The organism is Streptomyces sp. NBC_01451 (genome assembly GCF_036227485.1).
Classification (GTDB): Bacteria; Actinomycetota; Actinomycetes; order Streptomycetales; family Streptomycetaceae; genus Streptomyces.
Genome location: NZ_CP109479.1, coordinates 1,824,833 through 1,837,337, shown reverse-complemented (window position 1 = coordinate 1,837,337; position 12,505 = coordinate 1,824,833). Strand labels below are relative to the sequence as shown.

Sequence of the window (12,505 nt, the reverse complement as noted above, 5' to 3'; positions counted from 1 at the left end):
AGCGCAGGTCAGGGGGAGCGGTGGGGAGTGCGGGGAGCGGCCTGGTCCGGCGTACCGGGCGAGCCCGCCGGTCCCGTCCCACTGCCGGGGTGTCGCCACGGCGAACCACAGCGGAACCCAAGGAAGACCCGTCACACTCGGGTCGGAGCGGACCGGCCCAGGTCCCCCCGGCGTCGCCGGGCGGTTCTCCCGTGGGGGGTGGGACCGCCCGGCGACTTGTTTCGTACGGGTGTTCGTCATGTCATCCGACACGCCGTCGAACACGCCGTTCAGGACGGAACACCCCACCGGATTTTCCGGATGCCCCGTTTTCAACCGGGCCATCCGGTGGACAATTGAGGTCATGAGCCAGCAGGGGGAGAGGTCCACCGGTCACGAGGACGACTGGTGGGGGCAGTTGTACGACGACTCCACCGAGGACACCGGGCCCACGGCCGCGGGCGACTCCCTGGACGACCGGTTCGCCTCGGCGTCGGGCACCGTGGACGCCGCGAAGGCCGACGCGCATCCCGAACGGGACGGGAGAGGCGCGGTGTTCGGGCGCGAGCCCGTGGCGGGGGATGCCTTCGGCACCTCCGGCGCGTTCGAGGAGTGGTACGAGACGGCGCCGCCCGCGTCCCCTGCGCCGCCCGTATCCTCTCCGGCGCCCGCGTTCCCGCCGGTTTCCGCACTTCCGCCGCAGCGCGGCGGGGAACCCCGGGGTGCGTGGGACGCGGCCCGGAACAGCGGGCCCGGACAGCCCCGCGCCCCCTGGGAGCCGCCGCCCGCCATGCCCCGGAGCCCCGCGTCCTTCCCGCCCGGCCCCAAGCCGCCGGGCTTCCAGGACCGTACGGGGCCGTCCGCGCCCGGCGCCGCCTTCGCGGACGGGGCCGCCGGTCCGCCCGGCGGGAGCGCCCAGGAGACAGGCGCCGACATGACGGAGGCCACGGACGCCGTGTGGGACGCACCGCCGCGTCCGCCCGCCGCGACCGACCCTGTCTCCGCCTCCGCGCCCGTGTCCGCCCGGGAGGACACCCCGGACAGGCCCCCCTCGGGGTCACCGCCCCACCACTCCGACCCACGCGACGACATCCCCGCCGATCCCGCCCAGGACGGATCCCCGGCCGACTTCTCCGTCCTCCGCGCCCCGGTCCTCCGTACCCCCACCCGCCGGGACGTGCCCGCGCTGCCGTCCGAGGCACCGCGGGCGCAGGGGGCACCGGCGAGCCCGGCAACGCCCGGGTCGTCCTCCTCCGCCCTCGCCGTCGACGGGCCTCCCGCCACCGTCGGCCACGTCGGCTCAGGTCCCCCCACCTACGCCCCCGAACCCACCGCCCTCCCGCCCGCCGACCCCGACGACCTGGGGGACCTCGTCGCGGACACCGTGCTCGACGGGGCGCACTACGGTGTCTGCGCGCTCCGGGCCGTCTCGCTGCGCGGGGACTCCGCGCGGTTCAGGGGCGAGCCCCGCCGCGACTCCCTCCTCACCGCCCGCTTCGGAGCGGGCGACAACGCGCTCGTCCTCATCGCGATGGCGACCGGCGCCCGTGCCACGCCCGGCGCGCACCGGGCCGCCGCCGAGGCCTGCCAGTGGATCGGGCGCGCGGTGGGGCGCAGCCACGCACGGCTCGCCGAGGATCTCCGCGCCGCCCGGCGTGGTGACCTCAAGTCGGGGCTGCAACGGCTCACCGACCGCAGCCTCGGCAGGCTCCGGGCGAGCGCCGCCGAGCAGGGCATCGAGCCCGAGGAGTACACCGCGGGCCTGCGCTGCCTGCTGCTGCCCGCCGACCCCGACTGCCGTACGCGCGTCTTCTTCGGCGTGGGCGCGGGCGGACTGTTCCGGCTCCGGGACGGCGAGTGGCAGGACATCGAGCCGCGGGTCGCCGACATCCCGGCCGGTGAGCCCGTCGTCGGATTCGGCTCGCCGCCGCACGAGACCCCGGACGGGGACCGGCTCACCATGGACCTCGGGATCACGACACCGCCGAGCCCGTACGAGCCCGCCCCCGAACCGCGCCGCGAACCCTTCCGTTTCCGTGCCTCCGTCGCCCGCCCCGGCGACACGCTCCTGCTGTGCACCGGCGGCCTCGCCGAGCCGTTGCGCGGTGAGCCCGAGCTGTGCGAGTACCTCACGGGACGGTGGTCCGGCGGCACTCCGCCCGGCCTCGCCGCGTTCCTCGCGGACACCCAGGTACGGGTCAAGGGATACGCGGACGACCGTACGGCCGCCGCCGTCTGGGACATGTGACGGGGCGGCGACGGGACGCGGGGGAAAGGGCTGCTCAGTCCTTGCGCGGGACCCACTCGCGCATCGAGTACCAGTAGCGGGGCAGCCCCTTGATGCCGCTGGTCCGGAACGGCCGGCCGGCGTCGTCGATGCGGACCGTGCCGGCGCTGCCCCGGGAGGACCAGTCGAGCTCCAGGTACCAGCGGCAGTCGCAGGTCACGGTCCGGGCGGTGACCAGCAGCACCTCCGGGTCCTGGGCGGAGACGCGGTAGGGGAAGCGCACCGCCGGGATCGGCGTCCCCACGTCGTCTCCGGCCGTCGGGCGGGCGACGGGCCGGTCCCTGTCGAGGTCGACGGAGAAGTACCGGGGAGTGATCGAGCCGCCGCAGCCCTGGTCCATCGAGTACGCGGTACCCCCGGCCGGGTCGCTCCGCCCGACCACCCGGACGCGCAGCGCCTCCAGGACGACCGCTGCCGAGGTCCGTCCCTGCACCGAGATCTCGACGTTGGTGTCGCCTCCGTGCACCGCCTGCTGCGTCGCCGCCCAAGGACCGGCGTCCTGCGCGGCCGGCGGCGGAGGGACCTGCCCCGGCGGCTTGGCGATGACGTAGTCGTGGCCGCAGCCGAGAGACCAGGCCTGGGAGTTCGCGGTCCAGGCGATCGGCGCGGAGGATTCCTTGGTGGGGGTGGGGGAGGGTTCCGGGGAGCCCTTCGGCGGGGAGTGGCCGGTGGACAGGGCCGACAGACTGCCCAGCGTGCCCAGTGTGGCGAGGAGCGTGCCGGCCATGGCCGTGGTGACCGCGATCCGCCGGTGGCGGTACCAGGGGCGCCGGACGGCGGGACGGGCGGCGGGAGCGGACACGTCGGGGGCGGCCGGCTCCGCGGGAGCGTCCCCCGCGCCGGACGTACGCGCTTCGGCGGACGTGTCCGGTGCCGTGGGCGCAGTTGGTTCCGCGGATGTCCCCGGCTCGGCGGGCGTACGTGCCCGTTGCCGTGCCGTCGCTCTCGCCCTCGGGATCGTGACCGTCCGGGCGCCCCGGACGGTGACCGGCAGCCAGTCCGACTCCGTGACGCGCGTCGCCGACTTCTACGGCGCCTGCATCGACGCCCGGAGCGGCCCCGGTGACGGCGGAAGGCTCGCGGCGGAACTCCGCAAGTACGACATCCACGCCGACTGTCTGAAGAAGCTGGTCGCCTGGGAGGCGAAGAACCACGCGGACGGCGTCCTGCGCGCCCAGGACGTCCCCGTCCGCTGGACGGTCACCGACAACGGCACCGCCGATCACGCGGAGGCCGGCATCACGCTGACCTGGGGCTCGAGAAGCCCCGGCAGCACCACCGGGCTGGTCGTCGACCTGACCCGAGACCACCGGATCATCGGCATCGGCACGAAGGGCGTCGGCGGCAAGTGACCTACGGCGGGATCGGCAGCCCGCACTGGACGGTTCGGCCGATCCACCGCCCTCACGCGCCCGTCCCCGGCTGGACGGGCGCGTGAACTGCCGCAGCGCCCGCTCCAAACGCCCCTCCAGCAGCGCCCGACGGGTGCCGCCGGGGTCCTGATCCGGCCAGGAACGGTCCAACCATCCCCGTACATCCGGTCGTTGAGGATTCGACATGACTGCCGTGTTCAGGTCGGGGGCATGGATCCCGTGAACGCGTTCGATCAGGAGGGGACAGTTCACCGGAGCCCGGGCGGGGGTCATGAAGAGGCAGGCGCGAGGAGGCGGTCCCGTAACCATCGGGGCCTTCTCGGCGAAAACGGCGGAGGAAACGGCCGAGAACGACGACAACCACGACGACGGCGACTACGAAGGCTACGACGACTACGACGACGGCAACGCCATCGGCGACGACGGTGGCGCGCACCGGGGGGAGGCGCCGCAATTGAGGCGCAGGCTGGGCTGTTCGGATCTGCGGGAGGTACCGGAGGCCCGCAGGGCACTGCGTGAGCTGTTGCGGCACTGGGGGAGGCCCGGCAGCTCGGAGATAGCGGAGCTGCTCACCAGCGAGCTGGTCACCAACGCGCTGGTCCACACCGACCGCGACGCGGTACTGACGGCCACCGTCTCGCCGCGCGGACTGCGCGTGGAGGTACGGGACTTCGTGGGACGCAGGCCGCGGCTGCGCGCACCGGTCGCCGACGACGGGACGCATGGCAGAGGCCTGGTCCTGGTGGAGTCCCTCGCCGACGCGTGGGGAGTGCGGGCGCACGGCGTGGGCAAGGCGGTGTGGTTCGAACTGAACGGGGGCGCGGCCTGAACAGGCCACGCCCCCATGTGGGCAGCGCTCGCTTCGCGCTCACCCCGTGTTCAGCCGTGCTGCTCAGCCGTACTGCTGCTCAAGGTCCCGGAGCTTGCGCTCCAGGGAGTCCAGGCGGGGCAGAGCCATCGTGTCGTCCTCCGCCGTGAGGTCGACAGTGATCGGGTCACTGCTGCCACGGACGGGCTGGAGGGAGGGACGGGCGCGCAGAGGCAGCTGCTCCGCGGAGGTGGATATGGCAGGCTCCGAGGTGACCTGGGCGGGCGCCCGCTCCACCTCGACCTGCTGACCGCCACCGCCGCCACCGCCGCCGAACGGGCCGCGGTGGCCCCGGCTGATCGCCTTGAGGTGCGCGCGCTCGGCCCGCTCCTGCTCACGCCGGCGCAGACGCGTCTGCTCCTTCTGGCGCTTGTCCTCGCGCACCTCGTCGACTGCTTCGTCCAGGCTGCGCACACCCTCCAGGAGCATCAGCGACCAGGCCTTGTACGTCTCACGGGGTGCCCGCGCCCAGCGGACCATACGGATCTGCGGCAGCGGACGCGGCACCAGGCCCTGCTCGCGCAGTGCGGCCCGGCGGGTCTGCTTCAGCGCGCGGTCGAAGAGCACCGCGGCGGACAGGGACATGCCGGCGAAGAACTGCGGGGCACCCGCGTTGTCGAGCCCCCGGGGCGCGTGCACCCAGTTGAACCAGGCAGCCGCGGCCGCGAACAGCCAGACGAGTATCCGGGAGCCGAGGGCCGCGTCACCGTGGCTGGCCTCGCGCACCGCGAGCACGGAGCAGAACATGGCCGCTCCGTCCAGACCGAACGGGACGAGGTACTGCCAGCCGTCGGTGAGGTTCAGGTTCTGCTCGCCGAAGCCGACGAGGCCGCGGAAGGAGAGCGCCGCGGCGACCGCCGCGCTGCAGAAGAGGAGCAGGTAGGACGCCGAGGCGAAAATGGCCTCCTTGCGCCTGCGGCGCTCTTCGGTGCGCTCCCACGAGTCGTCCTGGCTCGCTTTCGCCCCCGAGGAGCGCTTGCCGCGCGCCAGCACCGCCACCGCCGCCAGCACGCCCAGGAGCAGTACGGCGCCCGGAAGCAGCCAGTTAAGCGATATGTCGGTCAGTCTCATCTGGGGTCCCTTGCATTGGGATAGGGCGTAACGCCCGCCATAGTGGCCCAATCCCCTCAGCCCTCAGGGGGTTTCGGGGCAAGAGGCCGCCTAAGGAGGTGCAAGGGGATGCTCAGGGCGACATTCTGCTCGAACTGCCGCTTGAGGGGCGGGAGTTGAGTTCGAATAAGACTACCCGTACGGGTGGTTCCACGGAAAGTTCCTGCGACAAGTGAGGAACTTGTGAAGTGCCCGTAACCAAGGGAGCCCCAGTCGAACGCGATCTTACGGCGGTGATCCTACGGCACGCCGTGCCGTGGCCCGGGGGGAGGGGGCAATTGCTGAGGATGCCTCAACTTGCCGCGGTGGGCGTCGGCTTGGTCGTCGGCCCGGCCGCGCGGGTGTTGTCGCAGGTGCGAGGGCAGTTGTCGCACATCTCGGCCGGGCGGATCGTGTAGAAGAAGCAGCAGCTCGCCCGGTCGCGGGTGGGCGGGGCCGCGCTGTCCGGCCCGGTCGTCTTCCGGAAACCCGCCGACCCGACGAACGGCCGGGTGGAACCCGGCAGCAGCAGTTCCAGCTCGCGCCGTGCGCGGTCCGCCTCGCCGACGACCTGTCCTATGTAGTGCAGGCCCTCCACGACGTCGTCGGTCACCACACCCCACAGGGCCCGGCCGCGCCGCCGCATCCGCGGCCCGAAACCGCCGAGCACGGGCTCCAGGTGCTCGGTGAGCGCCGCCCGGACCTCTCCGCGCAACGCCTCCTCGTCGGCGACGACCCGGGCGCCGGGCAGGGCGGCGGCCGGGTCGCCGGGCAGGCAGGCGAAGGCGCCGGTGCGGACACCGAAGCGGCCGTCGGTGCGGTGGTAGGAGACGTCCTCGACGGGCAGCCGGGGCACCCGGCGGTGCAGGAACCACGGCACGGTGATCAGCAGGCAGGCGGTCCACGCGTACCGGTGCAGCCCGAAACTCGCGACGACGTCCGGGCGGCCCCGCTCGCCGTAGTCCCGCAGTACCTGCTCGTCGTCCCAGGCGAGGAAGGCGTCGAGGTCGGCGTCGCCGGCCGCGAGCCCGGCGGCCCGGACCCACCCGGCGCCGCGCGGATGCGCCTGTCCGGGATCCAGCTCGGTGACGGCCGCGTCCGGATAGGCCTCGGCGAGCCGGTCGTACGAGTCCGCGACGGCGGACCGGGTCTGTACGGGAGCGGACATGTCGGGACCACCGCATCTCGATAGGGCACTCGAAAGATCAAAGGTAAGCCTTACCTTACTCATCATGCCTGTGATGTGATCGGGATTTAACACCGGATCCGGCCCGGAATCCGCCTGGATCCGGCCTCTGTTCGAAGCTGGACTCGAATCGGGATTTGAACTGACGGAATGTGCGCCTATGGTGCTTGACGGGCGAGTAACAACCCGCCGCAATGACCCCATGTGCCGTCAAGGTGCCATCTGGCCCGAAGGAGGCCCCCGTGCAGCACGCCGGCCCACAGGGCGCGCACGGCTCGCCCGAGACGAGGGTCCCGGCCCCGCACCCGGGCGCCGTGCGCGTTCCACCGCAGGCCACGGCCGCGGACGTGGACCGCGGGTGGGGCCCGGGGGCGAGCGGTCCGACGGCTCGCGGAACCGCGGGTGCGGGTGCGCCGGTCGACGGCGCCAGGGGAGAGCACACGCACAGTGAGCAGCCGATCCCGGGGCCTCGTACCGCGCAGTCCCGCCCGGCGCGGGCGCGTCCCGTCGTCCAGCGGTCCTCCGTGCGCGGCCAGATCCTCGACGCGCTGCGTGCCGCGCTCGTCGGGGGCGAGCTGGCACCCGGCGAGGTGTACTCGGCCCCCGCGCTGGGAGACCGCTTCGGGGTGTCCGCGACGCCCGTCCGCGAGGCGATGCAGCAGCTCGCGATGGAGGGTGCCGTCGAGGTCGTCCCCAACCGGGGCTTCCGCGTCGTGGAACGCGGCGCCCGCGAGCTGGCGGAGCTGGCCGAGATCCGCGCCCTGATCGAACTCCCGGTACTGCTCCGCCTGGCCCGCACGGTGCCCGCCGAACGCTGGACGGAACTGCGCCCCCTCGCCGAGGCGACGGCCCACGCGGCGTCCACCGGCTGCCGGGCCACCTACGCGGAGACCGACCGGGCCTTCCACCGGGCGGTCCTGTCCCTCGCCGGCAACAGCCAGCTGGTCCAGCTCGCCGACGACCTCCACCGCCGCGCCCAGTGGCCGCTGGTGGACACGAAGGCCGACACGAGCCGGTCGGCCCTCATGGCGGACGCGGCGGACCACGGCACTCTGCTGGACGCCCTGGCGGCAGGTGACGTGTCAGTCGTCCAGTCGCTGGTGCGCAACCATGTGACAGGGGCTCACTGATCCGACGCCCGAGGGGCGCGGGGCCGTATCCGATCTGCGGCTCCGCCGCCTGGGCGCGCCCAGCCCCAGTGGACCCGCACCCGCCGCACGGCCGAACCGCCCCACCCCGCCCGCGCGAGGCCCTACGCGGAAGCCGCCGGCCGGGCCAACTGCCGCGCCAGCCAGGTCGGCACACCCCCGAGCAGCCGGAACAACCGCCCCGCCTCCGCCCGCAGCCGCGAGGCCTCCGGCTCGGACTCCGCGTCGGCGAGCGACGCCAACGCGGGCGCCGTCCCCACCAGGTACCCCAACTCCTCCCGGATCCGCAGCGATTCGCTGAACCCGTGCCGCGCTTCCGCCAACTCCCCGTCACGCAGGGCGAGTCCGGCCAGATGACGCCAGGTGAACGACAGCAGCAGCGGATCGGCGTGCGCGGTGGCGCCCGCGTGCGCGCGCCGGTACGCGGCCCGCGCCGCCTGCGGAGAGCGCGCCAGGTTCTCGGCCAGCAGCCCCCGCCGGAAGTCCAGCACCGCCCGCCCCGGAGCCCCCGGCGGGATCAGCGCCGCCGCCCGCCCCAGCGCGGCCCGCGCCTCGTCGGCACGGTCCCGTACCCCGAGCAGGGTCGCCGCGTACGCGAGCTGCCCGCGCTCACAGGCCGCCGCGCCCCGCTCGTCGTCGCTCTGGGCCACCGCCTCCGCCGTACGGAGCGCGTCCTCGGCCTCTCCCCAGCCCTGTTCGGTGTAGAGACACCGTTCCACGAGCAGCGCGGCCCGCTGGAGCGAGGCGTCGGCCGTGCCGGGGTCCAGCAGTGCCGCCGCGTCCGCCCAGCAGGCGCGTGAGCGCAGCCGCCATACCGCGGTCTGGAGCGGATCGTCACCAGAGGTCGTTCCGGAACCAGACATGGCGGTGTACGCCACGTTGCCCTCCCCGAGCACGCCATCGAGCCTGTTGAGTGGTGGCGGCATCTCAGCACGAATCCCGGTGCCGGGCCAAGGGGGTAGGTGAAAGAATTCACAAAGTCGAGGAAGAATGAGTGCCCGGGTTGCCGTGCGACCGGTCCCGCCCGGCGTGCGCCGGAGCCGCACGCCCCGGGCCCCTGGCGCCGGACGCCTCCGCGGGCTCAGCTCATCCGCAACGCGAGGAAGAAGTCCAGCTTGTCCTCCAGCCGCGACAGATCACGGCCCGTCAACTGCTCGATCCGCCCCACCCGGTAGCGCAGCGTGTTGACGTGCAGATGCAGCCGCGCGGCGCACCGCGTCCACGAGCCGTCGGACTCCAGGAACGCCTCCAGCGTCGGGATCAGCTCCGCCCGGTGACGGCGGTCGTAGTCCCGCAGGGGGTCGAGCAGCCGGGCTGTGAAGGCGCGGCGGACGTCGTCCGGGACGAACGGGAGCAGCAGCACGTGCGAGGCCAGTTCCTGGTGGCCCGCCGCGCACACCCGGCCGGGGCGCGCCCCGGCTACCCGGCGGGCGTGCCGCGCCTCCTCCAGGGCCCCGCGCAGCCCCTCCGCCGAGTGCACGGCCGCGCTGACGCCGATCGTGAGCCGCCCGTCGTCGTCCAGGCCCGCCGACAGCGGGTCCCGTACGGCCGCGAGCAGTTCCTCGGCCAGGATCCCCGCCTCCGAACCGTCGTCCTCCGACGACATCGCCGGCAGCGGTACGAGGGCGATCGCCTCGTCCTCCGTATGGGCCACGGCGATCCGGTCGGAGTGCTCCGGGCCCGTCAGGAGCGGGTCGACGAGGATTTCCTCCAGCAACGCCTGGGCCACCGGGCCGCCCTCGATCTCGCCCCCGGCCCAGTCCACGCGGGCCACGACGACCTGCCAGTGCGGGGCAGCGCCGAGGCCGGGCAGCAGGACCGGCGCGGTGACCCGCAGCCGGGCCGCGATCTCGGCGGGCGCGGCGCCCGTCTGCACCAGCTCCAGGACCTCCTGGGCGAGCCGACGCCGTACCGTGCGTGCCGCGTCGCGCCGGTCGCGCTCGACCGCGATCAGCTGCGTCACGCCCTGGAGCAGATCGAGCCGCTCCGCCGGCCAGTCCCCGGCGTCCGCCTCGACGGCGAGCAGCCAGTCGGACAGCAGGGTCTCGCGTACGTCCCGGGAGCCGCCCGGCGCGGTGGTGCGGCTGCTGCCGCGGACGGTGAAGAGGGAGTACGTCGTGCCGCCCACCGCCACCCGGTGGGGTCCGCGTCTGCCGGTGCGGGCCGCCGCCAGCTGCTCGGCCGCCAGCACCGCGCACACCTCGGGCGCCGGGGCCGGGCCGGAGACCTTCGAGCCCGCGATGAGCCGTCCGGCGGGGGACAGGACCCAGGCGCGCAGGTCGAGGTCCGAGCCGAGCAGGTCCAGGACCACGTCGGGGCCGCCGCCCGCCGGGCCAGAGGTCATCATCCGCCGGTGCCGCTCCACGACCGCCGCCAGATCCCCGGCGCGCTCGCCGGACACCTGCCGGACGACATGCTCGGTGATCGACGCGAACGCCACCGACTCGTGCACCGCGAACAGCGGGAGGCGATGTCTGGCGCAGGCGTCGATCAGGTCGTCCGGGACGTTTCCCAGCTCGGCCTCACCGGCGGCCAGGGCCGCGACCCCGGCCCCCGCCACGAGCCGTACGAACGCCTCGGAGTCCGCGGGGTCCCGCCGCCAGGCCAGGCCGGTGAGCACCAGTTCGCCGCCCGAGAGGTAACGGCTGGGGTCCCTGAGGTCGGTGGTCATCACCCCGCGCACGGTGCGGTCCAGCTCGTCCTCGCCGCCGAGCAGCGTGAGGCCCAGCGCGTCGGTGTCCAGCAGTGCGCGCAGCCGCATTCTCGTCGCCGCCGTTCTGTCTGCGAGCCGCGCTTTTCCGCCTGCGCGGCGATCACTGTTTCCAGGGAAAATCGGAGAGGTTACTGATGGCCTCTGTTCATACGAATCTACAAGACGATCGCCCTGGCCAGCCAACTCCTTCATGGTTTCCGTGACTGACCCGGGCGGAGCACAGCCCTGTGTACTGGCTCCACCGCACGTGAACAGCGCATGAACGAGCCATTCGCACGACCCGCGGTCGGCTCACCGGACGACCGGGACCACCGGCGGGACCACCGACAAGACGACCGACGAGACGACCGATACGAAGAGGAAAAGAGCCGGTCATGGACTTCCTTCGCCCCGCCAGCTGGGAGGAGGCGCTCGCCGCGAAGGCCGAGCACCCCACCGCTGTGCCGATCGCGGGCGGCACCGACGTGATGGTCGAGATCAACTTCGACCACCGCCGGCCCGAGTACCTGCTCGACCTGACCCGCATCGGAGATCTCTACGAGTGGGAGACCGGCGAACGGAGCGTGCGGCTCGGCGCCTCGGTCCCGTACACCACGATCATGGAGAACCTGCGCGGCGAGCTGCCGGGCCTGGCCCTCGCCTCCCACACGGTCGCCTCCCCGCAGATCCGCAACCGGGGCGGCGTCGGCGGCAACCTCGGCACCGCCTCCCCGGCCGGTGACGCCCACCCGGCGCTCCTCGCCGCGGGCGCGCAGGTCGAGGCCGAGTCCGTCCGCGGGACCCGGCTGATCCCGATCGACGACTTCTACACCGGCGTCAAGCGCAACGCGCTCGCCCCCGACGAGCTCATCCGCGCCGTCCACGTCGACAGGGCGGACGGGCCCCAGCAGTACTCCAAGGTCGGCACCCGCAACGCCATGGTCATCGCGGTGTGCGCCTTCGGGCTCGCGCTGCACCCGGAGTCCCGGACCGTGCGTACGGGGATCGGTTCGGCGGCGCCCACACCCGTCCGGGCGAAGGCCGCCGAGGAGTTCCTGAACGCGGCGCTCGAAGAGGGCGGCTTCTGGGACAACGGGAAGATCATCACCCCGTCGGTCGCCAAGCAGTTCGCCGACCTGTGCGCGGGTGCCTGCAACCCCATCGACGACGTCCGGGGCACCGCGAGCTACCGCCGCCACGCGGTCGGCGTGATGGCCCGGCGCACGCTGACATGGACCTGGGAGTCGTACCGCGGCACTGACGGCCGGACCCACCAGAAGGGGAGTGTCGCGTAATGCGCGTCAATTTCACGGTCAACGGACGGCCGCAGGAGGCCGACGACGTGTGGGAGGGCGAGTCCCTGCTCTACGTCCTGCGGGAGCGGCTCGGCCTGCCGGGCTCCAAGAACGCCTGCGAACAGGGCGAGTGCGGTTCGTGCACCGTCCGCCTCGACGGCGTACCGGTGTGCTCGTGTCTCGTCGCGGCGGGACAGGCGGAAGGGCGCGAGGTCGTCACGGTCGAAGGGCTCGCCGACTACGCCAGACAGCGTACGGAGCAACCCGGTTGCGGAACGGGCGCCTGCGGTACGTCACTTGACGCCGCCAAGCGGTGGCAGCCCAAGGGCTCCACCGACTCCCAGACCGGTGAGGGCACCGAACTGGCCCCCATCCAGCAGGCGTTCATCGATGCCGGCGCCGTCCAGTGCGGCTTCTGCACGCCCGGACTGCTGGTCGCCGCCGACGAGATGCTGGAGCGGACCCCCAACCCGACCGACGCGGACATCCGCGAGGCGCTGTCGGGCAACCTGTGCCGTTGCACGGGCTACGAGAAGATCATGGACGCGGTCCGGCTGGCCGCGGCCCGACAGGGAGAGGCGGTCTGAC

The 12,505-nt window shown here is 73.4% G+C and carries 10 protein-coding genes and 1 pseudogene; 6 read left to right on the top strand and 5 right to left on the bottom strand.

Features of this window, described 5'->3' with window-relative positions; all coding sequences use genetic code 11:
- Nucleotides 1–343 precede the first annotated feature (343 nt).
- Entirely contained in the window at nucleotides 344–2,227 is a 1,884-nt protein-coding gene (locus OG595_RS07885; RefSeq protein WP_329269366.1) for a protein phosphatase 2C domain-containing protein, read from the top strand.
- 34 nt (nucleotides 2,228–2,261) lie between these two features.
- Here OG595_RS07885 and OG595_RS07880 read toward each other — a convergent pair.
- Nucleotides 2,262–3,203, bottom strand: a pseudogene (locus OG595_RS07880) (transcriptional regulator); the annotation flags it as partial.
- Here OG595_RS07880 and OG595_RS07875 point away from each other — a divergent pair.
- Together OG595_RS07875 and OG595_RS07870 are read left to right on the top strand one after the other, a co-directional pair.
- The gene (locus OG595_RS07875; protein ID WP_443073325.1) at nucleotides 3,130–3,618 is read left to right on the top strand and encodes a hypothetical protein; all 489 of its coding nucleotides are present in this window, start codon (nucleotides 3,130–3,132) and stop codon (nucleotides 3,616–3,618) included. The pseudogene OG595_RS07880 and the gene OG595_RS07875 overlap by 74 nt on opposite strands.
- A 433-nt stretch (nucleotides 3,619–4,051) precedes the next feature.
- Nucleotides 4,052–4,468 (top strand): ATP-binding protein, encoded by a 417-nt coding sequence (locus OG595_RS07870; RefSeq protein WP_329282724.1) that lies wholly within the window; start codon nucleotides 4,052–4,054, stop codon nucleotides 4,466–4,468.
- 63 nt (nucleotides 4,469–4,531) lie between these two features.
- On the opposite strand, the gene OG595_RS07865 is transcribed toward OG595_RS07870, so the two are convergent.
- A complete protein-coding gene (locus OG595_RS07865) occupies nucleotides 4,532–5,578 on the bottom strand; it encodes a DUF2637 domain-containing protein (RefSeq protein ID WP_329269363.1) in 1,047 nt (348 codons plus the stop codon).
- Nucleotides 5,579–5,909: 331 nt separating this feature from the next.
- A complete protein-coding gene (locus OG595_RS07860; protein ID WP_329269361.1) occupies nucleotides 5,910–6,764 on the bottom strand; it encodes a (2Fe-2S)-binding protein in 855 nt (284 codons plus the stop codon).
- Nucleotides 6,765–7,024: 260 nt separating this feature from the next.
- Here OG595_RS07860 and OG595_RS07855 point away from each other — a divergent pair, with 260 nt between their 5' ends.
- Nucleotides 7,025–7,912, top strand: a complete 888-nt coding sequence (locus tag OG595_RS07855) for a GntR family transcriptional regulator (RefSeq protein ID WP_329269359.1) — start codon at nucleotides 7,025–7,027, stop codon at nucleotides 7,910–7,912.
- A gap of 122 nt (nucleotides 7,913–8,034) precedes the next feature.
- Here OG595_RS07855 and OG595_RS07850 read toward each other — a convergent pair whose 3' ends face one another.
- Both OG595_RS07850 and OG595_RS07845 read right to left on the bottom strand, forming a co-directional pair.
- Nucleotides 8,035–8,808 (bottom strand): hypothetical protein, encoded by a 774-nt coding sequence (locus OG595_RS07850; protein WP_329269357.1) that lies wholly within the window; start codon nucleotides 8,806–8,808, stop codon nucleotides 8,035–8,037.
- Nucleotides 8,809–9,011: 203 nt separating this feature from the next.
- Nucleotides 9,012–10,691, bottom strand: a complete 1,680-nt coding sequence (locus OG595_RS07845) for a PucR family transcriptional regulator (protein ID WP_329269356.1) — start codon at nucleotides 10,689–10,691, stop codon at nucleotides 9,012–9,014.
- Nucleotides 10,692–11,017: 326 nt separating this feature from the next.
- Between OG595_RS07845 and OG595_RS07840 the strand changes: the two genes are divergently transcribed.
- Both OG595_RS07840 and OG595_RS07835 read left to right on the top strand, forming a co-directional pair.
- A complete protein-coding gene (locus OG595_RS07840) occupies nucleotides 11,018–11,917 on the top strand; it encodes an FAD binding domain-containing protein (protein WP_329269354.1) in 900 nt (299 codons plus the stop codon).
- On the top strand, nucleotides 11,917–12,504 hold the full coding sequence (locus tag OG595_RS07835; RefSeq protein ID WP_329269352.1) for a (2Fe-2S)-binding protein: 588 nt from the start codon (nucleotides 11,917–11,919) through the stop codon (nucleotides 12,502–12,504). Before OG595_RS07840 ends, OG595_RS07835 begins: the two co-directional genes overlap by 1 nt.
- Nucleotide 12,505 lies beyond the last annotated feature (1 nt).